This window comes from Plantactinospora endophytica, from assembly GCF_016862915.1.
In the GTDB taxonomy this organism is placed as follows: Bacteria; Actinomycetota; Actinomycetes; order Mycobacteriales; family Micromonosporaceae; genus Plantactinospora; species Plantactinospora endophytica.
Genome location: NZ_BONW01000003.1, coordinates 82,479 through 106,153, shown reverse-complemented (window position 1 = coordinate 106,153; position 23,675 = coordinate 82,479). Strand labels below are relative to the sequence as shown.

The following is a 23,675-nucleotide window of genomic DNA, read 5'->3' as shown; positions in this document are numbered from 1 at the left end:
TCCGGTTCGCCGTACGGCCTGGATCGGCAAGAAAGTTGACCGTATTCCGCCCATCTCGGAGTGTTACGGGTTTGCCCCGTCTGGGTAGGTCTGGTGTGGACGCTTCCCCACTCGAAGGAGGAGAGATGGCAGCGCAGGCCAGCGACGGGGCGGTTGGGCAGGCAGGCGGGGCGGTTCGCGGCACCAACGTGATGGCGATCCTCTCCCTGATCTTCGCCTTCATCTTCGCACCACTGGGAATCGTGTTCGGGGTCGTCGCCAAGCGGCAGATCCAACAGACCGGCGAGCAGGGCAGCGGCCTGGCCAAGGCGGGCTTCTGGCTGGGCATCGTCTTCACCGTCATCACCGTGCTCTGGTTCGTGCTCATCGCCGTCGTCGCGGTGGCCTCGAACGGAAGCTGAGTGCGGGGGTGGGCATCGCGGGGCGGTTCGCCTGGCCCGGTCGCAGGCCAGCAAAGCCGCCCCGCAAGCTCCTTCTCCGGTACGCCCGGATCCAGCCGCAAGCTCTCCGCTACGCCTTCCTGAGGCTCGGCTCGAACTGGTTGGCGCGGCCCTCACCTCGCCGGGCGGGGCATGTCCCGACTCGGCGGGCAGCGGCAGGGTCGGGTGGCTAGTAGCGCTCGGCGTACCGGGTCGGGGACTCGCCGAACATCTTCCGGAAGTCGCGGGTGAAGTGCGCCTGGTCGGCGTAGCCGAGTTCGGCCGCGAGCGCCGCCCAGTCGACTTGCTCGCCCCGGCCGAGCCGCTCGGTCACCTCGTGCAGCCGGTAGCGCCGGATCACCCACTTCGGCCCGATGCCGACGTACTCCGCGAAGAGCCGCTGCAACGCCCGTACGCCGATGCCGAGATCGTCGGCGAGCGCGTCCACCCGGTTGATCTCCGGACTGGCCGCGATCCTCGCGACGATCTGCGCCACCTCCGCCGCCCGGGGATCCGGCTCGGGCAGCCGGCGCCGCAGGTAGTCCTCCACCGTCGGCACGTCGAGCGGATCGGGCAGCCCGCCGGGAAAGACCTCGGCCGCGTCGATCGACCGGTCCGTGACGGTCGAGACCGACCTGCGCAGGAACGGCCGGAAGCAGCCCGGCCGGAACGCCACCCCGAAGACCCCGTCGGTGCCGGCCAGCACCCTGACCTGGTGCCGGCTGCTGACCCCGGTCACGGTCCCCCCGCCGCCGTGGAACGTCAGGTGCACGTTCGGGTACGGCACGATCAACTGCCGGTACGGCTCGGCGTACCGCCAGGAGACGATCCAGTAGCGCTCGACGTACCGGGCGAGGTCGGGTGACGGGGTGGGGAAGGCGTGCCGCTGGAACGTGGCCCACGCCCCGCCGAGTTCCCGCACGTCCCTGGCCATGTCGGCAAGGTTATGTCGCGTTCGTTCAAGACGACGGGCCAGCCGCCGTGGTCTGCTTGCCGGCATGCCTGACGGACAGTTCGTGGCCCGGGCGGCCACTCCGCTACTCAAGATCATCAACGACGTCGCGCCCCACCAGCTCGACGCGCCCACCCCGTGCGCCGAGTACGACGTCCGCCGGCTGGTCAACCACCTGCTCTTCTGGGGGCCGTCGCTGGAGGGCGCCGGACGGAAGGAGACCGTACCGCCGCCGGCCGCGAGCGAGGCGGAGCTGGACCTGACCGGGGGCGACTGGGCGACCGCGCTGACCGCGCAGGTGGAACGCGTCAGCGCCGCCTGGGCCGGGCCGGACGCCTGGGCCGGCAGCACCCACATGGGTGGCCCGACCGAGCTGCCGGCCGCCCTGGTCGGCGGGATGATCGTGGGCGAGCTGGTGGTGCACACCTGGGACCTGGCCCGGGCCATCGGCGCGGCTCCGAGCTGGGACGACGAGCTGCTCGACTACGTACACGGCGAGGTCGTGAAGACCGCGGACCAGGGCCGGCAGATGGGGGTCTACGGACCCGAGGTCGCCGTACCGGCCACCGCGCCGACGCTGGACCGGATCCTCGGGATCGTCGGGCGTGACCCCGGCTGGAGCCGCTGACGAGCCCTTGGAGGTGTCCCCGGCCGCCGATCCGGTCACCGGAACGGGAGCACCCACCGGCTCGTTGGACAGGGTGCCCCGACCGGAAACGCGCCGGGGCACGGCATCCCCGGCGCCGGAGACCGGTCCGCCCGCCGGGGACACCGGCCGCGCCAGGGGAAAGCGAGCAGCACATGCGCGTACGTACCGCGACGACACTCGGCGCGATGCTCGTCGCCGCCGTCACCTCGACCGCCCTCGCCACCTCCACCGCGTACGCCGGACCACCGGACGGCGCCGCCGGGCCGCACTGCGCGTACAACGCGGACAGTGCCGAACTGGCCTGTGCCGGTACCCCGGAACAGGCCCGGGAGGACGTCGGAAGCCGGTCCGGTTACCTGGTCGCACAACTGTGGAAGGACGCCGACTACCGGGGCGCGACGCTCCGCTACTACCGGTCCCGCGCCTGCACCGCCAGCCTGACCGACCGGGAGATCCCGGTCCCGGTCGTACCGAAGGGCTGGAACGACCGCCTCAGCTCGGTACGGACCGACCTCAGCATTCCTGGCACGAGATGCTCGGTACGGATCTACCGGCACGGTCGGTTCACCGGCGCCTCGTTCACGATCAACCACTACACGCCGAACCTCGGCGGCTTCGGCTGGAACGACGTCGCCTCCTCCTGGTACATCAGCTGACCGGGCCGGCACGGCGGCCTGCGGCGGCCGACGGGTTGACCGTTCTCCGGCACCGGCTGCCCGGCAGTCCCCGACCTGCCTGGTCGACCGGTTCCGTCCGGTTCGGGCAGGTCACGGCGGTCACGGCGCTGACGATCGATCTCGGTCGGGTCGTCCCGTTCGGCCGGTAGGTTGGAGCACGGGCGGCAGCAGCGGATCCGGGAGATCCGTTGCGGGCTCGGCCGGCGGCCGGATATGTTGGCGGTGATGTGAGCCGCTGACACCTTTCCGCGCCCGCGCCCGAGGCACTGCCCGGCGGGCGAAAGGCTCGATCCTTTCCGGTGGTGTCGCCATGTCCCAGTCAGCTCTGCTCGCCCACGACCTCGTCCGTACCCTCGGCAGCCGACGGGTGCTCGACGGTGTCTCCCTCACCGCCGCGCCCGGCCACCGAATCGGGCTGATCGGCGAGAACGGCGCCGGCAAGTCCACCCTGCTCCGGCTGCTGGCCGGGGCCGACGAACCGGACGGCGGCAGCGTCGTCCGGCCACCGGAGCTCGGCTTCCTGCACCAGGAGATGCCGTTCGAGCCCGCGTCGACCATCACCGACGTACTCGACGACGCCCTCCGCGAGGCCCGCGAGGACCTTGCCGAACTCGACCGGCTCAGCCGGGCGCTCGCGGACACCCCGGAGGACGCCGCCGGCTATCCCGACCTGCTCACCGAGTACGGCGAGCGGCTCGACCGCGCGGAGCGGCACGCGGCGTGGGACGCCGACCGGCGGGCGGAGATCGTCCTCGTCGGGCTCGGCCTCGGCGAACTGCCGCACGACCGTACCCTCGCGTCGCTCTCCGGTGGACAGCGCGGCCGGCTCGCGCTGGCGGCGCTGCTGGTCCGGCGCCCCGCCGCGCTGCTGCTCGACGAGCCCACCAACCATCTCGACGACGCCGCCGCCACCTTCCTGGAGGAGCAGCTTCGCGAACTGCCCGGGGTCGTGGTGGTGGCGAGCCACGACCGGGCGTTCCTGGACGCGGTCTGCACCGACCTGGTCGACCTCGACCCGGCCGTCGACGGGCCGACCCGGTACGGCGGCAACTACACCGCCTACCAGGCGGAGAAGCGCGCCGAGCGGGACCGCTGGCAGCGGCGGTTCGACGAGGAACAGGAGGAACTCGCCGAGCTGCGGCACTCGGTCTCGGTCACCGCGCACCAGGTGGCGCCGGGCCGGGCGAAGCGGGACAGCGAGAAGATGGGCTACGGCCACACCACCGGGCGGGTGCAGCAGCAGATCTCCCGACGGGTACGCAACGCCACCCGCCGCCTCGACGAGTTGGAACGCGACCAGGTGCGCAAGCCGCCGGAGCCGCTGCGGTTCCGGGCCACCGGGCTGGCCAGCAGGTCGCCGGACGGGATCCTGCTGTCGCTGCGCGACGTCGAGGTGCCCGGCCGGCTCACCCTCGACCGGCTCGACGTGCAGGCCACCGACCGGCTGCTGGTCACCGGGCCGAACGGCGCCGGAAAGTCGACCCTGCTGGCGGTGCTGGCCGGTCGGCTGGCGGCCACCGGCGAGGTGCACCGGCGCGGCGGGCTGACGGTGGGACTGCTGACCCAGGACACCGTCTTCGACCGGCCGGACCGTACGGTGCGGGACACCTACCAGCAGATGCTAGGCGAACGGCGGGCCGAGGCCGTACCGCTGCGCTCGCTCGGCCTGCTCGCCCCACGCGACCTGGCCCGGCCGGTCGGGGAACTCTCGGTCGGCCAGCGCCGCCGGCTCGCGCTGGCGCTGCTGGTGGCCGACCCGCCCGAGCTGCTGCTGCTCGACGAGCCGACCAACCACCTCTCGCCCCGGCTCTCCGACGAACTGGAGGAGGCCATGGGTACCGGACTGGGCGCCATCGTGGTCGCCAGCCACGACCGGTGGCTCCGGTCCCGCTGGCCGGGCCGCGAACTCCGGCTGTGACGCGACGGCCGGGACCAGCACGGTCGCCGAGGCGCGGGCCGGGCTCGCCGCCGGCCAGGCCGCCCCGGCGCCACGCCGCGCCGCTCCGCCCAGGGAAGACCCGACCCATTCGCGACCGGTCGGCCGGGCCTGCCGCTACGGGCGGCCCGGTTCCGGCAGTGCCTTGGCGATCACCTTCGCCATGGCGCGCAACGCCTTGCCCCGATGGCTGATCGCGTCCTTCTCCGCCGGGGAGAGTTCGGCGTTCGTCCGGTCCTGCCGATCACCGAGGAAGATCGGGTCGTAGCCGAAGCCGCCCTCGCCGCGCGGCGCACGCAGCAGCCGTCCGGGCTGCCTGCCGTCGACCAGGTGCTCCTTGCCACCGGGCAGCACCAGGGCCACCGCGCAGACGAAGGCGGCGCCCCGGTGCTCGTCCGGTACGTCCCCGATCTGGGCCAGCACCAGTTCGAGGTTGGCCCGGTCGTCGCCGTGCCGGCCCGACCAGCGGGCGCTGAACACCCCGGGCATGCCGTTCAGGGCGTCCACGGCCAGTCCGGAGTCGTCGGCGATCGTCGGCAGGTTGGTCCACCTGACGCCCTCGCGCGCCTTGAGTAGCGCGTTCTCCCCAAAGGTCAGTCCGGTCTCCGGGACCTCCTGGTACTGCTCGACGTCGGCCAGCCCGACCAGTTGGATCCGCTGCGGGCCGAGGGCGTGGTCGAGGATCCGCTGGAGTTCGGTCAGCTTCTTGGCGTTCCTGGTCGCCAACAGCACCCGGGTCATTCGGCCAGCGCCTTCCGCTGGGCGTCGGTCAACTCGGCACACCCGAGCACCCCGAGGTCGAGCAGCGCGTCGAGCTGGTCGCGGGCGAAGACGCCGGCCTCGCCGGTCCCCTGCACCTCGACGAAGTCCCCGGTGCCGGTACACACCACGTTCATGTCCACCTCGGCCGACACGTCCTCCAGATAGTTGAGGTCGAGTCGGGGTTCGCCCTCGACGACGCCGACGCTGACCGCCGCCACCGACCGGTGCATCACCGTCGCCGGCTTTCCGGCCAACGCCTTCCGCTCGGCCAGCCAGTTCACCGCGTCGTGCAGTGCGACGTACGCCCCGGTGATCGCGGCGGTCCGGGTGCCGCCGTCGGCCTGCAACACGTCGCAGTCCAGCACGATCGAGTTCTCGCCCAGCGCCTTCAGGTCGATGCAGGCCCGCAGGCTCCGGCCGACCAGCCGGGAGATCTCGTGGGTACGGCCGCCGATCTTGCCCCGGACGCTCTCCCGGTCGGAGCGGGTGGTGGTGGACCGGGGCAGCATCGAGTATTCGGCGGTGACCCAGCCCAGGCCGGATCCCTTACGCCAGCGCGGCACCCCCTCGGTGACACTCGCCGTGCAGAGCACCCGGGTGTCGCCGAACTCGACGAGGACGGATCCCTCCGGGTGGATGCTCCAGCGTCGGGTCAGGGTCACCGGTCGGAGTTGGTCGGGCCGCCGCCCGTCAGGTCGCGCCATCCCCGCAGCCTATGTGCTCGCCGGATCGCCCCGACCGAGGGTGTCCCGGATGTCCGCGCCGGCCGCCCGGCGGGCCGTGGCGGCGGTCAGGAGGCGTCCGTGTAGAGCCGGACATCGACCTCCCACTCCCGGTCCTGCGGGTCGCCGTCCGGAATCAGGGTCCAGAAGGCCATCACCCGGATCAGCTTGCCGTCGGCGACCCATTCGAAGGAGCAACTCTTCGTCTCCGCCCGCGCCTCGGCGAGGCACTTCCCGACGTCCTGCAGGCTGGTCTCCGTCATACGGTTCTCGGTCAGCCAGTCGTGCATCGACCCGACCGGGTCCACCGGGCAGACCGCCTTGTCGCAGCGCAGCCGGTAGAACGTCCTGACCTCGTTGGAGTTCTCGTACGGCTGCTCGACCTCGGTGCTGGAGAAGCCCTTCGGGACCCCGAAGTCCTCAAGGGCCTGCATGTTCTCCGCCGCCTGTTGGCGGGGGTGCCACCAGCTCGCGTAGAACAGACCACCGCAGACCAGGAGTACCAGCACCAGGACGACCGTCAGGACGATCGGGAACGCGCGCCTCTTCTTCGGCGCCGGCAGGCCGGGATAACCGGGCGGGGTCGGGTAGCCGGGCGCACCGGGATAGCCGGGCGGAATTGCGCCGGGGTGGCCGGGCTGCGGCGTACCGGGATAGCCGGGCGGTCCGGCCGGGTAGGCGCCGCCGGGCGGCGGGTACTGGCCCGGGGCGGGATAGCCGGGCGGGTACTGGCCCGGCGGCGGGTAGCCGCCCGGGGGCGGGCTGCCGGGCGGCGGCGGATAACCACCGGGCGGGATCGGCGGTTGGCCGCCCGACGGCGGGAACGGACCACCGGGTGGGGACGGTTGGCCGCCGGGTGGGAAGGGCTGGCCTGGCGGACCGGAGGTTGGCGGCCCGGGGGGAGGGTGTGCCATTCGCACGATGCTAGGCGCCCGGCGAACCGGGCGGGGGGCATGATCGTCTACCGGGCGGGTTCGGCGGCCGTCCCGCGGATCTCCGGGCTCCTAGACCTCGTACCGGGCACCCGGGCGGACGATCTCGACCGGGCCGGCGAAGGTGGACAACGCCGCCTCGTGGGTCACCGCCTCGCTGCCCCAGGCCGCGACGAGATGGGTGAGCAGCAGCCGGCCGACCTCCGCCTTGGTGGCGATCTCGCCCGCCTCGCGCCCGGTCAGGTGCAGGTCGGGTGGATTGTCCACCCCGTCCAGATAGCTGGCCTCGCAGAGGAACAGGTCGGCGCGGTGGGCCAGCCGGAGCAGCGACTCACAGGGTGCGGTGTCCGACGAATAGCAGAGCGACCGTTCACCGTGCTCCAGTCGTACGCCGTAGGTCTCCACCGGATGGTTGACCCGGTCCACGGTCACCGAGAACGGTCCGATCGGAAACGTCCCGGGCTGCAGGCCGTAGAACGTGTACACGTCGTCGATCTGGCCGTCCTCCAGGCTGTACGCGTTGGCGAGCCGGTCCGGTGCGCCGGACGGGGCGTACACCGGCAGCGGCGGGTACGGGCCGTCCGGGGCGTACCGGCGGACCACGACGTAGGGGACGGCGTCGAGAATGTGGTCGCCGTGCAGGTGGGTCAGCAGGATCGCGTCGACCGCCTTCAGCCCGACGTACCGTTGCAGCGCGGAGAGCGAGCCCGAGCCGAAGTCGAGCAGCAGCCGGAAACCGTCGGCCTCGACGAGATAGGCCGAGCAGGCCGACTCGGGGCCGGGAAAACTACCGGCGCAGCCGAGAATGGTCAGTCGCATCAGGTGGCCCCGCAATTACAGATGGTCACGTACAGCCCGCCGGCCAACGCGTGAACGATCAATGCCGGAAGGTCTGTCACGGTGCGCAGCCTACGCCGCGACACCTGGGCACAAGAAAGATCTGGGAACACTTGTCGTCAACGTGACAACCGGTTCGGGCGACCCGGCCCGGTCTGGGCCAGACGCCACAATCGGCCCGACCATTACATTCCGTCACCTTCGGCGGGCATGTCGGTATCCCGTTGTCGAAGGGCCGACAGCACCCCTGGTCACCTCCGGAAGCCGCCCGGCCGAGCGGGTCCGAGGACCGCGCCCGGCCGGACGGGATGACCGGTCAGGCCCAGAGTTGCCCCTCCAGGGCGTCCTCGGCGTCGGCGAGGGTGCCGCCGTAGGCGCCGGTCGAGAGGTATTTCCAGCCACCGTCGGCGACCACGAACGCGACGTCGGCCCGACGGCCGGCCTTCACCGCCTCGTGCGCCACCGCGAGCGCGGCGTGCAGGATCGCGCCCGTGGAGAACCCGGCGAAGATCCCCTCCACCTCGACGAGCTGCCGGGTGCGGAGCACCGCGTCCCGGGTACCGACCGAGAAGCGCCGGGTCAGCACGCTGGCGTCGTACAGCTCCGGGACGTAGCCCTCGTCGATGTTGCGCAGCCCGTAGACCAGTTCGCCGTACCGGGGCTCGGCGGCGACGATCTCGATCTCGTCGACCTTCTCCCGCAGGTAGCGCCCGGTCCCCATCAGGGTGCCGGTGGTGCCCAGCCCCGCCACGAAGTGCGTGATCGTGGGCAGGTCGTGCAGCAGCTCAGGCCCGGTGGTCTCGTAGTGCGCCTGCGCGTTGCCCGGGTTGCCGTACTGGTAGAGCATCACCCAGTCCGGGTGCTCGGCGGCGATCTGCTTGGCGGTCGCCACCGCCTGGTTGGAGCCACCGGCGGCAGGCGAGAAGATGATCTCCGCACCGTACATCCGGAGCAGTTGCACCCGCTCGGTGGAGACGTTCTCCGGCATCACGCAGACCAGCCGGTAGCCCCGCAGCTTCGCCACCATGGCCAGCGAGATCCCGGTGTTGCCGCTGGTCGGTTCGAGGATGGTGTCACCCGGCCGGAGCCGGCCGGCCCGCTCGGCCTCCCGGATCATGAACACCGCCGGCCGGTCCTTGATGCTGCCGGTCGGGTTCCGATCCTCCAGCTTGGCCCAGAGCCGCACCGGCGGTGCCCCGTCGGGCACCGTCGGCGACAGGCGGGGCAGACCCACCAGCGGAGTACCGCCGCACGCGTCGAGCAGGCTCTCGTACCGCGTCATGGCGGCCTGCTCAGCGGGCGGCGGACGCAGCCGGCACCGACGTGCCAGGCCCGGAGACCACCGCTGCCGAGGCACTGTGCCCGAAGATCGCGGCGGCAGCCGCGAAGCCGAACGCGCCACCGGCCACGGCCGGCAGGATGGTGACGGTGTCACCGTCGTTCAGCTTGGCGTCCAGCGCGCCGAGGAACCGGACGTCCTCGTCGTTGACGTAGACGTTGACGAACCGGTGCAGCGCGCCCTGGTCGGTGACCAGCCGGCCACGCAGGCCGGAGTATTTCCCGTCCAGGTCGGACAGGAGGTCGTTGATGGAGTCGCCGGACCCCTCGACGACCTTCGCGCCGCCGGTGTAGCTGCGCAGGATGGTGGGAATGCGAACCTCGATGGCCATGACTGTTCTGCTCCTTGCGACGACGGAGTAACGGGGCGGACTACGAAACGGCTGCTGAGCTGCGGAAGTCAGCGGCCGGAACACTCGTAGTCGACCGTCGCCGGGCTCTGCCCGAACATGTACGACTGGACGGCGTTCGGGTCCACCGTGGCGTCGACGACCCGGACCGGCTCCTCGGTCACCACCCCGTCCACGATCCGGAACGAGCGGATCTCCTCGGTCTCCGGGTCGCGGGTCGAGACCAGCAGGTAGTGCGCGCCCGGCTCGCCCGCGAAGGAGATGTCGGTGCGGGACGGATAGGCCTCGGTCGCGGTGTGCGAGTGGTAGATCACCACCGGCTCCTCGTCGCGGTCGTCCATCTCCCGCCACACCCGCAACTGCTCCATCGAGTCGAACTCGTAGAAGGTCATGGACCGCGCCGAGTTCACCATCGGGATGTGCCGGGTCGGGGTGTCGGCGCCGGCCGGGCCGGCGACCACGCCGCACGCCTCGTCGGGATGGTCCCGACGGGCGTGCGCGACGATCGCCTCGACGATCGACCGGTCGATGCTCAGCACAGGCCCAGCCTACCGCCTGCCGGGCCACCCGGCTGCGGTCGACCTCGGCCGACCGGAGTGGCCGACCTCACGTGACCCCGCCGGGCGGAGGGTGCCAGCCTGTGACAGAAAGGGTGGATCGATATCCGGGCACCGGGCGGCACAGGACGCAGCGGGACGGCATGGAACAGCTCGGGCCGGACCGCCGCCGACCGGGTGCCGGAGTGGAGGAGGCAGTGCGATGAACACACGCCGCATCGGGAACACCGAGGTGAGCGCGATCGGTCTCGGCGGGATGCCGATGTCGATCGAGGGACGCCCGGACGAGGAGCGTTCGGTCCGTACCGTGCACGCCGCGCTGGACGCGGGCGTCACCCTGATCGACACCGCCGACGCGTACCACCTGCACGCCGACGAGGTGGGGCACAACGAGTCGCTGATCGCCCGGGCGCTGGCCAGCTACGGCGGGGACACCTCCGGGGTACTGGTCGCCACCAAGGGCGGGCACCTGCGACCCGGCGACGGAAGCTGGACGGTGAACAGCTCGGCGGAATACCTGCGGACCGCCTGCGAGGCGTCGCTGAAGCGGCTCGGGGTGGAGGCGATCGGGCTCTACCAGCACCACCGCCCCGACCCCAAGGTCCCGTACGCCGACGCCATCGGCGCGATCCGGGACCTGGTCGACGCCGGCAAGGTCCGGATGGCCGGCATCTCCAACGCCAACCCGGAGCAGATCCGGCAGGCCCGGGAGATCCTCGGCGACCGGCTGGTGTCGGTGCAGAACCAGTACTCCCCGGCGTTCCGCAGTTCCGAGCCCGAGCTGGCGCTCTGCGACGAACTGGGGTTGGCCTTCCTGCCCTGGTCCCCGCTCGGCGGGATCTCCCGGGCCGGCGAGCTGGGCAGCCGGTTCGCGCCGTTCGCCGAGGTCGCCGCCGCCCGGGGCGTCAGCCCGCAGCAGGTCTGCCTGGCCTGGCTGCTGGCCCGGTCGCCACGGGTGGTCCCGATCCCCGGGTCGAGCCGGCCGGAGACCGTCCGCGACTCGGTGGCCGCCGCCGACCTCCAGCTCGACGCGGACGAGCTGGCCGCCCTCGACCGGGCCTGATCGGAGACGCCCGGCCCGCGTGCCGGCTCGGAGGGTCCCGCCGCCGGGCGGGACCCTTTCGTCTTCGGACACGCCGCCGTTTTCCGGGTCACCGCAGCCTTCGGGGCGACCGGGGCACCGGAGTGGCCGACCGCCGACGTTTCCGGCTCACCGCAGGCTTCGGACGCGTCGCCCTTGTCCCGGTCACCGCAGCCTTCGGGGGCGCCGACGTTTCCGGCCGGCAGTGCCGATTCCCGGGGCGGTGTCGGTCAGTCGGCGAGTTTGCCGTCGATCAGCGCGGTGAGCAGCGACTCCTGGAGGTAGCCCAGGTAGGCGTAGATGGAGAGCTGGAAGACCCGGGTCGAGGTCGGGTCGTGCAGCACCGCGTCGTCCAGCTCGTCGCCGAGGTCGGTGTCGGCGGAGATGTCCAGGCGTACGCCCATGGCGAGGCGGGCGTCGTTGAGGGCCCGCAGCCACGCCTCGGCCGCCTCCCCGTCGAGGCGTACCTCGCCACCGGTCACCGGGGGCAGCGCGGCGAGTACCGCACCCGCCTGGTCGATCTTGCCGGTCTTCAGGTCGCCCTCGGTGTACTGCCGGAACTCGGCCGAGTCGTCCGGACGCTCGGGGTAGATGTCCGGAAAGAGCCGTCCGACGACCGGGTCGGAGTGGTCGAAGCCGTCGGTGAGCAGGCCGACCACCTCGGAGGCGACCTTGCGGAGCACCCGCACCTCGTCGGCGGCGAACACGGCGACGCAGTGGTCGCCCTGGCGGCGGAACGTACTCACGCCTTGTCCACCGTCGCCCACAGCCCGTACGCGTGCAGCTGGGACGCGTCGTGCTCCATCCGCTCGCGGGCGCCGCTCGACACCACCGCCTTGCCCTTGTTGTGCACGTCGAGCATCAGTTTCTCGGCCTTCTCGTGGCTGTAGCCGAAGAGCTTCTGGAACACCCACGTCACGTACGACATCAGGTTGACCGGGTCGTCCCAGACGATCGTCACCCATGCCCGGTCGGCGACCGGCACCTCTTCGGTGTCCGGCGCGTCGACCGGTGCAACCTGTGGAGCGGCCATGCCCCCCATCGTGCCACCGTCGGCGGCGATCCGAGGAACCGGAACGCCGCCCAGCCGCGAACCGGCGCCGATCAGGCCAGCAGACGACCGTGCCGGACCGCCTCGGCCAGCACGTTCGCCAGCGAGCCGGCGATCGCCTCGAACCGCCGGGACACCTCGCGGCACAGCTCCACCTCGGTCTCCCGCAGCACCTGACGCAGCCAGGACCGGGCCCGGTCCGGATCCGCCCGGGCCGGATTCCGCCAGTACTGGTAGCAGCCGCCGGAGAGGCCGACCCCGAGCGGCGGCAGGATCGCACCGCCGGTGCCGGCGGGATAGGCCGCGAGCACGCCGACGGCGCCGAGCCCGTACACCGTCTCGACCTCACCGGTCTCCCGGATCAGCAGTACCCGGTCGAAGTCCCGGTCGGCCCGGTCGGCGGCGAGACCCCAGCCGACCGCGGCGGCGGCACGCAGTCGTACGCCCTCGTCGGGGGTTTCGCCGAAGACCAGCGCCAGCGACTCGGCGAGCATCCGGTCGACGCCGGTGTCGCAGGCGGCCACCACGTCCAGCGACAGCGCCTCGACCTCCCGGTCGAGCAGGCCGGGCAGTCCGGGTACGCCGGTTCCGCCGACCACCTCCTGCACGCACCGCAGGTGGATGGCGGCGACCGCCAGCGAGATGTCCCGACGGAGTTGACCGACCAGGCTCCGGGAGCGCCGGTCCAACCGGTCCGCCCAGTCGGAGTCGGCGGCGGTCGGTACGACCGGAACGGTCCGGGTGGCGCCGGGGGCGACCGGCGGGGTCAGGCTGGCCCGGCGCAGCCCTTCGGTGCTGGCCCAGTCGATCAGGGCCCGGCGCAGGTAGGCGGTGTCGGCGGCGGCCGGGTCGAGGTCGATCCAGTCCACCCCGGCGAGCGCGGGCACCGCCGTGGCCAGGGCGGCGCGCTGCGTCTCGACCCAGCCGGTCGGCGGGCCGACGGGCTCGGATGCCGAACCGGGCGAGGTGACCGGGCCGTGCCGGGCGGGCCAGCCGCCGTCGGTGCCCGAGGTGTCGACGGTGACGACGACGCCGGGGGCGCCGGCACCGGGGGTACCGACCAGGAAGACGGCCGCCTCGTCCGCCACCTCGGCGAGGAGTTCCAGCTCGGTCGCGGTGACCGGCTGGTCGTCGGGGAGTACGTAGAGCAGTGCGCCGCCCCGGCGTACCGCGTCCCGGACCACCCGGGCGCCGGCCACACCGAGGGTGCCGGTGTCCGGCGCGTCGACCAGGGTGAAGTGCCGGAGCAGCGGGTCGGGCACGGTCAGCTCGACCCGGCGTGGCGGACGGGCCAGCGCCGGGCCGGCACCGACCGGCTCCGGCCGGTACTCCCGGGAGGAGCGCAGACCGGGCACGTAGGCGGCACCGCCGACCGACGGCGCGTAGTCGACCACCAGGAAGCTGCCGGCCGGCACCCGCAGCGGCGGCGCCGCGGCGTTGAGCAGTCCGGCGAGGACGGCCCGTCGGTCCTCGGCGGACGGTCCGACCGTGATCACCGCGAGCGGCTCGTCGGGTACGCACTCGACCAGTGCCGGTTCGTCGGGGGCCGACCGGCGGGACGGTCCGGTGCCGGGCGTCCCCGACCGGCCGGCGGCGGGGAACGTCCGGAAGTCCATCGCGTCTCCACCTTCCCGTCGACCGGGACGCTTCGGCCGGTACCGCTGCTGCCGGAGTGGCGCGACCGACCGGGCCAGCCGAGGTCCCGCCGAATATCGGAACGCTACGTGTCGATGCCCGTACGCTACGAGCATCAACGATACTCATGGATGCTCGGATGAGTACTCAAATTCATTCAGTCACGAGGCGCGCGCGGATGGCATCCGGTCTATATGCTGCCCCGATGGGGCGGTGGAGGTTCGTTGGCCGGACGGATGAACTCAGCCGGTTGGTGAGCGCCGCCACCAGCCCGGGCAGCCGTGGCATCTTCTTCAGCGGTACGGCCGGGGTCGGCAAGAGTCGGCTGCTCTGCGAGGCGCTGGCGGAGCTGCCCGAGCGGGGTTGCGCCGTCTGGTCCGCCTCCGCCAACATCGCCACCGCGGGCATCCCGTTCGGCGGGCTCGCCCAGGTGCTGCCGGCCGACCAGCCCGCCGGCCTCTCCCCCGCCGGGATCATGCGCTGGGCGGTCGACGCCCTGCACCAACAGGCCGCCGGCCGGCGGATCGTGATCGGCATCGACGACGCACACCTGCTCGACCCCTCCTCGGCCGCCCTGGTCTACCTGATCGCCCGCTCCGACAACGCCACCGTGCTCGGCACGTTGCGCAGCGGCGAGCAGGTGCCGCTGCCGATCCGCGCGCTGTGGACGGACGACCTGGTCGACCACGCCGAACTGGCCCCGCTTCCGGCGTCCGACAGCAACGACCTGCTCACCGCCATGCTGGGCGACCCGATGGACGGGCCGTCGGCGGACCGGCTCTACCGGCTCTCCGCCGGCAACGCGCTGATGCTCCGCGAGCTGGTCATCGCGGCCGGCGCCAGCGACGAGCTGACCCGGGCGTACGGCGTCTGGCGGTGGACCGGCCGCAGCCAGCTTCCGGCCAGCCTGGACGATCTGATCGACGCCCGGATCGGCCAACTCGATCCGGGCGTGCGCGCGGTGGTCGAGCTGGTGGCGATGGGCGAGCCGATCGGGCTGGCGCTGCTGCACCGGGCGACCGACAGCGGAAGCGTGGAGACCGCCGAGGAGCGCGGCCTGATCCGGGTGGTCACCCACGACCGCCGCTCGGACGTCCGGCTCGCCCACCCGCTCTACGGCGAGGTGGTCCGGCGGCGCTGCCCGGTCACCCGGGCCCGCCGGCTCAACGCCCACCTCGCCGACCTGGTCGAGCGGGCCGGCACCCGGCGCCGCGACGACCTGCTCCGGGTCGCGGTGTGGCGGCTCGACTCGGGTACCGCACAGGATCCGGCCCTGCTGCTGCGCGCCGGAGCGCAGGCGTTCAGCCAGTTCGACGTACCGCTCGCCGCCAGGCTGGCGCGGGCGGCGCTGGAGGCCGGCGGCGGATACCAGGCCGCCGAGTTGCTGGCCACCATCCTGATGTTCGGCGACCAGGCCGACGAGGCGATCCGGGTGCTCGACTCGGTCGCCGACCAGATCTCCTCGGACGAGCGGCGCAGCCGGTGGCTGACCGTGCGCGGCATGGTCTCGTACTGGGGGCTCAACCGGGAGTCCACGGTGGCCGAGATCGCGGCGGACTCGGAACGGCTGACCGACCCGGCCGACCGGGCCCGGGTGGTCGCCTTCGAGGCGATCATGCGACTGCACCGGCTGGAGTGCGCCGAGGCGCTGCGACTGAGCCGCTCCGTACTGGATCGACCGGCCGCCACCGTGGCCGCGCGGGGCCTGGCCCGGTGCACCATCGCCCACCTCCAGGCCGCCCGGGGCGAGCTGACGCTCAGCGGTCGGGCCGTCGACGGGGTGGCGGCCGAGGCCGCACAGTGGCGGGCCGAGATGCCCTACCTGCAACTCGCGCTGGAACTGGCCCGGGGCACCCGGTTGGCGCTCGCCGGCGACCTGGCCGGGATCGACGCCATCGTCGCCGCCGAGTTCGCCGACCTGGCCGACGCGGGCGACTTCCGGCTCGGCTCCGGCTACCTCTCCATCCTGCGCGCCCAGGCGGCCCGGCTGCGCGGCCAGACCGGCGAGGCGCTGCGAACCAGCCTCGGTGCCTGCGCCGTGCTCGCCACCAGTCAGGTCTTCGCCGGGCTGGCGCACGCCGAGCGGGCCCAGGCGGCGGCGATGCGCGGCGACGTCGACTCCGCCGTCGAGGCGATGGCCGAGTCGGACCGCGCGCACACCTCGGTGATGGCGGTGCTGTACCCGTGGCGCGAGCAGGCCCGGGCCGTCGTGCAGGCCGCCACCGGTGACCTCGCCACGGCCGTCGGCACGCTCCGCGAACTGGTCGACCGGCTCCAGGCGGACGGCTTCGCCGGTCACGAGGTGCTGGCCCTGCACGACCTGGTACGGCTCGGCCGGGCCGACATCGAGGTCGGCGAGCCGACCGTCACCGGCCGACGCCGGACGGTGGCCCAGCGGCTGACCGAGTTGGGCGAGACCGTCGACGGCCCACTACCGGCACTGATGGCCCGGCACGCCCGGGCCGAGTACGGCCACTCCGGCGACCAACTGCTGGCCGTCGCCGAGGACTTCGCCGACCTCGACCTCAACGTCTACGCGGCCGAGGCGACCAGCCGGGCGGTGACCCGGCTGCGGGCGGCCCGGTCGACCCGGTCGCACGAGGCGAACCTGCGGCTCGCCGGGCTGCTCCGGCGCTGCGACGTGCTGCGTACGCCCGCGCTGTCGGTACGCCAGCCGGCGCTGACCGAACGGGAACGGCAGATCGCCAGGCTGGCCGCCCGGGGCCTGGCCAGCCGGAACATCGCGGAGCAGCTCTACATCTCCACCCGCACCGTGGAGAACCACCTCCAGCGGGTCTACAACAAACTCGGCGTGGCCGGTCGTGGCGAGCTGTGGCCCGCGCTCAAGGCGATCCCCGAGCAGGAGGGCGAGCCCGACCGCTGACCGGCGCTACCGGGGCAGGCGAAACCGGGTGACGATGCTGCCGGGCGGGCGGAACCGGGTGACGATGCTGCCGGGGCGGGCGGACCCGATAACCAGTGGGCGGCCGTGCGTGGCGTGGGGCGAGTCCGGGACATGCCGGTCGAGTCGGACCGGTGGGCGGGCGGGCGAGCCCCCGACCGGCGGCGGTCGGCTGCGCGGCACGCTTAGGCTGGCGTGGTGCACAGTTCCCGCCCCGCGCTGCTCACCGACCACTACGAGCTGACCATGGTCAGCGCCGCCCTCCGGGACGGCACCGCCGACCGGCACTGCGTCTTCGAGGTGTTCACCCGCCGGCTGCCGACCGGCCGGCGCTACGGTGTGGTCGCCGGCACCACCCGGCTGGTCGAACTGCTGGCGGACTTCCGGTTCGACGCGGCGGACGTGGACTTCCTCCGGGACACCGGCGTGGTCGACGCGCGGACCGCGCAGTGGCTGGCGGACTACCGCTTCCGGGGGGACGTCGACGGGTACGCCGAGGGCGAACTCTACTTCCCCGGTTCGCCGATCCTGACCGTCTCGGGCACGTTCGCCGAGTGCGTACTCCTGGAGACGTTGACCCTGTCCGTGCTCAACCACGACTCGGCGATCGCGGCGGCGGCGGCCCGGATGGTGACCGCGGCCCGGGGCCGTACCCTGATCGAGATGGGCTCCCGGCGGGCCAACGAGGAGGCGGCGGTCGCCGCCGCCCGGGCGAGTTACCTGGCCGGGTTCGGCTACACCTCCAACCTGGCGGCCGGGCAGCGCTACGGGATACCCACCGCCGGCACCGCCGCGCACGCGTTCACGCTGCTGCACGACGACGAGCCGACCGCGTTCGCCTCGCAGGTGGCGGCGCAGGGCAAGAGCACCACGCTGCTGGTCGACACGTACGACATCGCCCAGGGCATCCGGAACGCGATCGCGGTCGCCGGTCCCGACCTGCGGGCGGTACGCATCGACTCCGGGGACCTCGCGGTGCTGGCCCAGCACTCGCGGGAACTCCTCGACTCGCTCGGTGCCCTCGACACGAAAATCATCGTCTCCGGTGACCTGGACGAGTACGCCATCGCGGCGCTCGCCGCCGAAACGGTCGACATGTACGGCGCCGGCACCGCCGTGGTGACCGGCTCCGGCGCCCCGACCGCCGGACTGGTCTACAAGCTGGTCGAGGTGGACGGCCGCTCGGTGGTCAAGCGCTCCGAGCACAAGGCGACCGTCGGCGGGCGCAAGACGGCCGTCCGGCGGCACAAGCCCAGCGGTACGGCGACCGAGGAGGTGGTGGTGTCGCAGGGCGCACCGGAGCCGCTGCCGGGCGACCGGACGCTCCAGCGGCGGTACGTCACCGCCGGTGAGCCGGCACCGCTGCCCACCCTGACCGAGTCGCGGGAGCACCTGCGACAGTGCCTGATCTCCATCCCGTGGGAGGGACTCAAGCTCTCGGCGGGCGACCCGACCATCCCGGTCACCGTCGTCGCCGCCGACCAGCCGGAAGGGTAGCGATGGGCCGAGCACTGATCATCGTCGACGTGCAGAACGACTTCTGCGAGGGCGGCTCCCTCGCCGTGGCCGGCGGCGGCGCGGTGGCCGCCGGGATCTCCCGGCTGCTCGCGGACGAGCCGGACCGCTGGGCGCACGTGGTGGCGACCAAGGACCACCACGTGGACCCCGGCGCGCACTTCGGCGATCCGCCCGACTACGTCGACTCCTGGCCCCGGCACTGTGTGGTCGGCACCGAGGGCGCCGAGTTCCATCCGGACCTGGTCACGGACCGGGTCGAGGCGGTCTTCCACAAGGGCGCGTGGGCGGCGGCGTACTCCGGCTTCGAGGGCAGCACCGTGCGCGACGAGGGCCTGGCCGACTGGCTCCGCAAGCGTTCGGTGGAAACCGTCGAGGTGGTCGGGATCGCGACCGACCACTGCGTACGGGCCACCGCGCTGGACGCGGCCCGGGAGGGTTTCGACACCCGCGTGCTGCTCGACCTGACCGCCGGGGTCCACCCGGGCTCGACCGACGCGGCGCTGACCATGCTCCGCGAGGCCGGCGTGACCCTGCGCGGAACGCCCCGGCTCGGCGGCTGACGCCGGACACCCCGACGGGTACGTCACACCGGCCGGGCAGGATGGCCGGGGAGGTGACCCACCGGAGATGATGCTCACGCCGTACCGGGACGCCCTGGCACTGCCCGGGGTCCGGTCCCTGATGCTGCTCGCCCTGCTGGTCCGGATACCGAAGACCATGACGCTGCTGGCGCTCACCCTCTACGTCGTGGAACACCTCGGGCACGGGTACGCCGCCGCCGGGCTGGCCGGTGCGGCGATGACGATCGGCGCCGCGCTCGGCGCACCGGTGCTGGGCCGGCTGGTCGACCGCCGGGGACTTCGGCCGGTACTCGCACTGACCACGGTCGCCGAGGCGGCGTTCTGGTTCGCCGCGCCGCTGATGCCGTACCCGGTGCTGCTGGTCGGGGCACTGCTGGGCGGGCTGTTGACGCTGCCGGTCTTCTCGGTGGTCCGGCAGTCGATCGCCGCGCTGGTGCCGGAGGACCGGCGCCGCCCGGCGTACGCGCTGGACTCGATGGCGGTGGAACTGTCCTTCATGGTCGGGCCGGCGGTGGCGGTGCTGCTGGCGACCGGGGTGTCGCCCCGGGCCACCCTGCTGGTCGTCGGCGGCGGCATCGTGCTGTCCGGGCTCGCGCTGCTCTGGCTCGACCCGCCGACCCGGGGCGCCGGTGAGCCGGCCGGGGCGGTCGGGCCGCCGCCGTCCCGCCGGGATTGGCTGACGTCCCGGCTGGTCGGGCTGCTCGCCGTCACCTCGGCCGCCACCCTGGTGCTCGCCGGCACCGACGTGGCGGTGGTGGCGGTGCTCCGGGCCGCCGACCAGGTGCACTGGACCGGCGTCGTACTCGGCCTCTGGGCCGTCTGTTCGCTGGTCGGCGGCTTCGCGTACGGCCTGGTGACCCGGCCGGTCTCGCCGCTGGCGATCGTCATGCTGCTGGGGATCTGCACGATCCCGGTCGGGCTGGGCGGTGCGCAGTGGTGGTCCCTCGGGCTCGCCCTGCTGCCGGCCGGGCTGCTCTGCGCGCCGGCCCTGGCGGCCACCTCCAACGCGGTGAGCCAGCTCGTCCCGTCCGGGGTCCGAGGCGAGGCGATGGGGTTGCAGAACTCTGCCATCACGTTCGGGCTGGCTCTCGGTGCGCCGCTGACCGGTGCGGTGATCGACGCCTCCGCGCCGGTCTGGGGGTTCGCGGCGATCGGCCTGGTCGGCACGTTGCTCGGGCTGGCCTTCCTGCTCGTCGAGTCGCGTCGGCGGCGTACCGCCCCGGACGCGCCGTCGCCCGACCCGCGCCACGCACCAGGGCCGATGGTGTCTCCCTAGTCGACCGACCAGGGCGGCCGGCGGGCGGGATGATTTTCGTCGGTGCCGGACGCCAGCGGACCGGGGCCGGCCCGACGAGCGGCGGACCCGGCCGGCCCGCGAAGCGGCGGGGCCACCACGGTTCACGAAGCCGGAGGGACCACCACGGCCCGCGAAGCAGGAGGGGCTACAACGATTCGCGGCCGGTACCGGAGAGACGATCTCCGGTACCGGCCGCGAGACAGCGCCGGGTGTTTCCTACCGCTGGTCGATGTTGCTGGCGGTGTCCTCGGTGTAGCTGGCGCCGTGGTCGGACTCGCTGGTCAGCGGCTTGGCGCCGCCCTCGGGCGGGCCGGCCAACGACTGCCCGCCAGCGGCCAGCTCCGGGAACTTCGCGTCGAACGCCGGCCGCTCGGAGCGGATCCGGGGCATCCGGTCGAAGTTACGCAGCGGCGGCGGCGAGCTGGTCGCCCACTCCAGCGAGTTGCCGTGACCCCACGGGTCGTCGACCTCCACCACCGGACCGGCCTTGTACGACTTCCAGACGTTGTAGAGGAACGGCAGGGTCGAGATGCCGGTGATGAACGAACCGATCGTGGAGATCATGTTCAGCGTGGTGAAGCCGTCCGTCGGCAGGTAGTCGGCGTACCGCCGGGGCATGCCCTCGTTGCCGAGCCAGTGCTGCACCAGGAAGGTGGTGTGGAAGCCGACGAAGGTGAGCCAGAAGTGCACCTTGCCGAGGCGCTCGTCGAGCATCCGGCCGAACATCTTCGGGAACCAGAAGTAGATGCCGGCGTACACGGCGAACACGATGGTGCCGAAGAGCACGTAGTGGAAGTGCGCGACGACGAAGTACGAGTCGGAGACGTGGAAGTCGACCGGCGGGCTGGCCAGCAGTACGCCGGTGAGGCCGCCGAAGAGGAAGGTGACCAGGAAGCCGACCGACCAGAGCATCGGGGTCTCGAAGCTGAGCTGCCCCCGCCACATGGTGCCGATCCAGTTGAAGAACTTCATGCCGGTCGGCACGGCGATGAGGAAGCTCAGGAACGAGAAGAACGGCAGCAGCACCTGGCCGGTGGCGAACATGTGGTGCGCCCACACGCTCATCGACAGCGCCGCGATCGCGATGGTGGCGCCGACCAGACCCTTGTAGCCGAAGATCGGCTTGCGGGAGAAGACCGGGATGACCTCGCTGATGATGCCGAAGAACGGCAGCGCGACGATGTAGACCTCGGGGTGCCCGAAGAACCAGAAGAGGTGCTGCCAGAGCATCGGGCCGCCGGTCTCGGCGTCGAAGACGTGCGCGCCGAGGATCCGGTCCGCGGCGAGCGCGAAGAGGGCCGCCGCGAGCAGCGGGAAGACCATGATCACCAGGAGGCTGGTGACCAGGATGTTCCAGGTGAAGATGGGCATCCGGAACATCGTCATGCCGGGCGCCCGCAGCGTCAGGATCGTGGTGATCATGTTGACGCCACCGAGGATCGTACCCAGACCGGAGATGGCCAGGCCGACGATCCACATGTTCGCGCCGACCCCGGGCGAGTGCTCGACGTTACTCAGCGGGGTGTACGCGAACCAGCCGAAGTCGGCCGCGCCGCCGGGGGTGACGAAGCCGCCCAGCGCCAGCGTCCCGCCGAACAGGTAGAGCCAGTAGGCGAAGCTGTTCAGCCGGGGGAACGACACGTCCGGGGCGCCGATCTGGATCGGCACCACGAAGTTCGCGAACGCGAAGACGATCGGCGTCGCGAAGAACAGCAGCATGATCGTGCCGTGCATGGTGAAGAGCTGGTTGTACTGCTCCGGCGACAGGAACTGGAGTCCCGGCCGGGCCAGCTCGGCGCGCATCAGCAGCGCCATCAGGCCACCGATCATGAAGAACGCGAACGCCGTGACCATATACATGATCCCGATCTGCTTCGCGTCCGTCGTACGCAGCAGCCGCGCGAGTGCCGAGCCCTTGACCGGCTGGCGGACCGGCCAGGGCCGGGTCACGATCGGCTTGGGTGCGACGGTGGTCACGAGTGGCCTCCGGTTCTCGTTAGTCCCACTCGGCACGCGCTGTTGATCTGCGAGCCGTACCTCGCAGGCAGAATAGTCCCCGCCAGCGGCGGCTTCCGCGTCGGGTACGCCCCGAGCCGCCCGCGTCGTTCCGTCGCCGCTCTCAGGCGGGGTCGACGAGGAGCCGGTAGTGCTCCTGGAAGATTCGGTTGCCCCGGTTGCGCAACAGCGGGTCACGCAACGGTGGCGGTACGTCCCGGGTGCGGTCCCGGTCGCGGGTCCGGTCCAGCACCCACTTGATCCGGGGGCGCCGTCGGCTCTCGTAGCTGTCCAGCGCCTCGGGCACGGTCATCGACCGGCACAGCGACCGGGCCAGCACCAGCGCGTCCTCCAGGGCCATCGCGGCGCCCTCGGCCAGCGTCGGGGCGGTGGCGTGCGCGGCATCACCGACCAGCACCACCCGGCCCCGGGACCACTGGCCCAACTCCACCTCGTCGGTGCGGGTCACCTGCACCTGCTCCATCGCGTCGAGGATGGCCGGCACCGGGCCGCCGTACCCGCCGAAGAGTTCGCGTACCCGGGCCAGCGGGTCGGCCGGCGGCGCGCTGGCGACCTCGTCGGCGTAGCAGTGCAGCCGGCCGGCGCCCATCGGCACGGCGACGAACGCGGCCCGCTCGCCGAGCAGCCCGGTCCAGTCCGTGAGCGGTGGGCCGCCGGTGACGACACTGCGGTAGACGACCTGCCCGGCCGGCCTGGCCAGACCGCCGAGCGCGGCCAGCGCGCGGACCGCCGAGCGCCCGCCGTCGGCGCCGACCACCAGGTCGTACTCGGCCTGGCGGCCGTCGCCGAAGGTGACCGTGACGGCGTCCCGGTGCAGATCCAGGGCACGCACCTCGGTGTCGTACCGCACCTCGCCACCGGCACCACTGAGCAGCACCCGGTGCAGGTCGGAGCGGGGCAGCGCCCGGCACTCGCCGACACCCGACCAGAGTTTGTCGAGATCGACCTCACACAGTTCCCGGCCCCGCAGGTCCAGGAAGCGTTGCGTCCGGATGACCTGGCCGAGTGGTCGTACCGGGCCGTCCAGCCCGATCTCCCGCAGTGCCCGTTCGGCGTTGCCGGGCAGGTAGAGGCCGATCTCGGGGGCACCGGTCCCGGACGACCGCTCGGTGACCTCCGGCCGGAACCCCGCGAGCCGGAGGGTACGCGCGACCGCCAGGCCGGCGATCCCCGCGCCGACGACGAGCACGCGCAGGTTGGATCCGGCCATCTGGTGACGCCTCCGGAGGGATCGACACGCGTTGAAGGCAAGAGACTACTCCGCGCAATCACCTCAACGGAAGATCCGATCGGATGCGCCCAGTTCACGGCCGGGTCGCCGGCCTCGGCCACAAGATCAGCCGGGCCGACGTAAGGACCGGGTAACCCCGTCGTTGGGCGACGCCGGGTCGCCACCCGACGGATCCGACCCGACCCGGGGACGCCACCGGGCGGTGCGTTGTCGACGGCGCCCGGCGTCGACG

General features: G+C 72.5%; 22 protein-coding genes. 9 read left to right on the top strand and 13 right to left on the bottom strand.

Annotated features, from left to right (window positions below):
- Positions 1–125: 125 nt before the first annotated feature.
- Entirely contained in the window at positions 126–401 is a 276-nt protein-coding gene (locus Pen02_RS05635) for a DUF4190 domain-containing protein (protein WP_239140119.1), read from the top strand.
- Positions 402–609: 208 nt separating this feature from the next.
- Here Pen02_RS05635 and Pen02_RS05630 read toward each other — a convergent pair whose 3' ends face one another.
- Complete coding sequence (locus tag Pen02_RS05630) at positions 610–1,353, bottom strand: helix-turn-helix domain-containing protein (protein WP_203864850.1); 744 nt, start codon at positions 1,351–1,353, stop codon at positions 610–612.
- A gap of 64 nt (positions 1,354–1,417) precedes the next feature.
- On the opposite strand from Pen02_RS05630, the gene Pen02_RS05625 reads away from it, so the two are divergent.
- From Pen02_RS05625 to Pen02_RS05615, 3 genes are all read left to right on the top strand, one after another.
- Entirely contained in the window at positions 1,418–1,999 is a 582-nt protein-coding gene (locus tag Pen02_RS05625; protein ID WP_203864849.1) for a TIGR03086 family metal-binding protein, read from the top strand.
- A gap of 173 nt (positions 2,000–2,172) precedes the next feature.
- Entirely contained in the window at positions 2,173–2,676 is a 504-nt protein-coding gene (locus Pen02_RS05620) for a peptidase inhibitor family I36 protein (RefSeq protein WP_203864848.1), read from the top strand.
- A gap of 331 nt (positions 2,677–3,007) precedes the next feature.
- Positions 3,008–4,615, top strand: coding sequence for an ABC-F family ATP-binding cassette domain-containing protein (locus Pen02_RS05615; RefSeq protein ID WP_203864847.1), 1,608 nt, complete (start codon positions 3,008–3,010; stop codon positions 4,613–4,615).
- Between the two features lie 135 nt (positions 4,616–4,750).
- Here the strand turns inward: Pen02_RS05615 and rdgB are convergent, their stop codons facing one another.
- The 7 genes from rdgB to Pen02_RS05580 form a co-directional block, all read right to left on the bottom strand.
- Positions 4,751–5,374, bottom strand: coding sequence for an RdgB/HAM1 family non-canonical purine NTP pyrophosphatase (gene rdgB / locus Pen02_RS05610; RefSeq protein ID WP_203864846.1), 624 nt, complete (start codon positions 5,372–5,374; stop codon positions 4,751–4,753).
- Positions 5,371–6,099: a ribonuclease PH gene (gene rph, locus Pen02_RS05605; protein WP_203864845.1), complete on the bottom strand. Its 729-nt coding sequence runs from the start codon at positions 6,097–6,099 to the stop codon at positions 5,371–5,373. Before rph ends, rdgB begins: the two co-directional genes overlap by 4 nt.
- A gap of 86 nt (positions 6,100–6,185) precedes the next feature.
- Positions 6,186–7,031 carry a hypothetical protein gene (locus tag Pen02_RS42455; RefSeq protein ID WP_203864844.1) on the bottom strand — a complete coding sequence of 282 codons (846 nt, stop codon included), beginning with the start codon at positions 7,029–7,031 and terminating at the stop codon, positions 6,186–6,188.
- Positions 7,032–7,121: 90 nt separating this feature from the next.
- On the bottom strand, positions 7,122–7,868 hold the full coding sequence (locus Pen02_RS05595) for an MBL fold metallo-hydrolase (RefSeq protein ID WP_203864843.1): 747 nt from the start codon (positions 7,866–7,868) through the stop codon (positions 7,122–7,124).
- Positions 7,869–8,202: 334 nt separating this feature from the next.
- Complete coding sequence (locus Pen02_RS05590) at positions 8,203–9,168, bottom strand: PLP-dependent cysteine synthase family protein (RefSeq protein ID WP_203864842.1); 966 nt, start codon at positions 9,166–9,168, stop codon at positions 8,203–8,205.
- 10 nt (positions 9,169–9,178) lie between these two features.
- Positions 9,179–9,556: a MoaD/ThiS family protein gene (locus tag Pen02_RS05585; RefSeq protein ID WP_203864841.1), complete on the bottom strand. Its 378-nt coding sequence runs from the start codon at positions 9,554–9,556 to the stop codon at positions 9,179–9,181.
- A 68-nt stretch (positions 9,557–9,624) separates the two neighbouring features.
- On the bottom strand, positions 9,625–10,113 hold the full coding sequence (locus tag Pen02_RS05580; protein ID WP_203864840.1) for a M67 family metallopeptidase: 489 nt from the start codon (positions 10,111–10,113) through the stop codon (positions 9,625–9,627).
- Positions 10,114–10,333: 220 nt separating this feature from the next.
- Here Pen02_RS05580 and Pen02_RS05575 point away from each other — a divergent pair, with 220 nt between their 5' ends.
- Complete coding sequence (locus tag Pen02_RS05575; RefSeq protein ID WP_203864839.1) at positions 10,334–11,194, top strand: aldo/keto reductase; 861 nt, start codon at positions 10,334–10,336, stop codon at positions 11,192–11,194.
- Between the two features lie 248 nt (positions 11,195–11,442).
- On the opposite strand, the gene Pen02_RS05570 is transcribed toward Pen02_RS05575, so the two are convergent.
- From Pen02_RS05570 to Pen02_RS05560, 3 genes are all read right to left on the bottom strand, one after another.
- Positions 11,443–11,979: a DUF2017 domain-containing protein gene (locus tag Pen02_RS05570; RefSeq protein ID WP_203864838.1), complete on the bottom strand. Its 537-nt coding sequence runs from the start codon at positions 11,977–11,979 to the stop codon at positions 11,443–11,445.
- Positions 11,955–12,245 carry an ATP-dependent Clp protease adapter ClpS gene (gene clpS, locus Pen02_RS05565; protein ID WP_203864837.1) on the bottom strand — a complete coding sequence of 97 codons (291 nt, stop codon included), beginning with the start codon at positions 12,243–12,245 and terminating at the stop codon, positions 11,955–11,957. The genes Pen02_RS05570 and clpS overlap by 25 nt, the downstream gene beginning before the upstream one ends.
- A 71-nt stretch (positions 12,246–12,316) precedes the next feature.
- Positions 12,317–13,879: a P-loop NTPase family protein gene (locus Pen02_RS05560; protein ID WP_203864836.1), complete on the bottom strand. Its 1,563-nt coding sequence runs from the start codon at positions 13,877–13,879 to the stop codon at positions 12,317–12,319.
- Positions 13,880–14,103: 224 nt separating this feature from the next.
- On the opposite strand from Pen02_RS05560, the gene Pen02_RS05555 reads away from it, so the two are divergent.
- From Pen02_RS05555 to Pen02_RS05540, 4 genes are all read left to right on the top strand, one after another.
- Positions 14,104–16,782 (top strand): LuxR C-terminal-related transcriptional regulator, encoded by a 2,679-nt coding sequence (locus Pen02_RS05555; protein WP_203864835.1) that lies wholly within the window; start codon positions 14,104–14,106, stop codon positions 16,780–16,782.
- Between the two features lie 216 nt (positions 16,783–16,998).
- Positions 16,999–18,297 (top strand): nicotinate phosphoribosyltransferase, encoded by a 1,299-nt coding sequence (locus Pen02_RS05550; RefSeq protein ID WP_203864834.1) that lies wholly within the window; start codon positions 16,999–17,001, stop codon positions 18,295–18,297.
- Positions 18,298–18,299: 2 nt separating this feature from the next.
- Entirely contained in the window at positions 18,300–18,878 is a 579-nt protein-coding gene (locus Pen02_RS05545; RefSeq protein ID WP_203864833.1) for an isochorismatase family protein, read from the top strand.
- Between the two features lie 67 nt (positions 18,879–18,945).
- Positions 18,946–20,175, top strand: a complete 1,230-nt coding sequence (locus tag Pen02_RS05540) for an MFS transporter (RefSeq protein ID WP_203864832.1) — start codon at positions 18,946–18,948, stop codon at positions 20,173–20,175.
- Between the two features lie 237 nt (positions 20,176–20,412).
- Here Pen02_RS05540 and ctaD read toward each other — a convergent pair whose 3' ends face one another.
- Complete coding sequence (ctaD, locus tag Pen02_RS05535) at positions 20,413–22,173, bottom strand: aa3-type cytochrome oxidase subunit I (RefSeq protein ID WP_203864831.1); 1,761 nt, start codon at positions 22,171–22,173, stop codon at positions 20,413–20,415.
- A gap of 142 nt (positions 22,174–22,315) precedes the next feature.
- The gene (locus Pen02_RS05530) at positions 22,316–23,422 is read right to left on the bottom strand and encodes an FAD-dependent monooxygenase (protein WP_203864830.1); all 1,107 of its coding nucleotides are present in this window, start codon (positions 23,420–23,422) and stop codon (positions 22,316–22,318) included.
- Between the last annotated feature and the right edge of the window lie 253 nt (positions 23,423–23,675).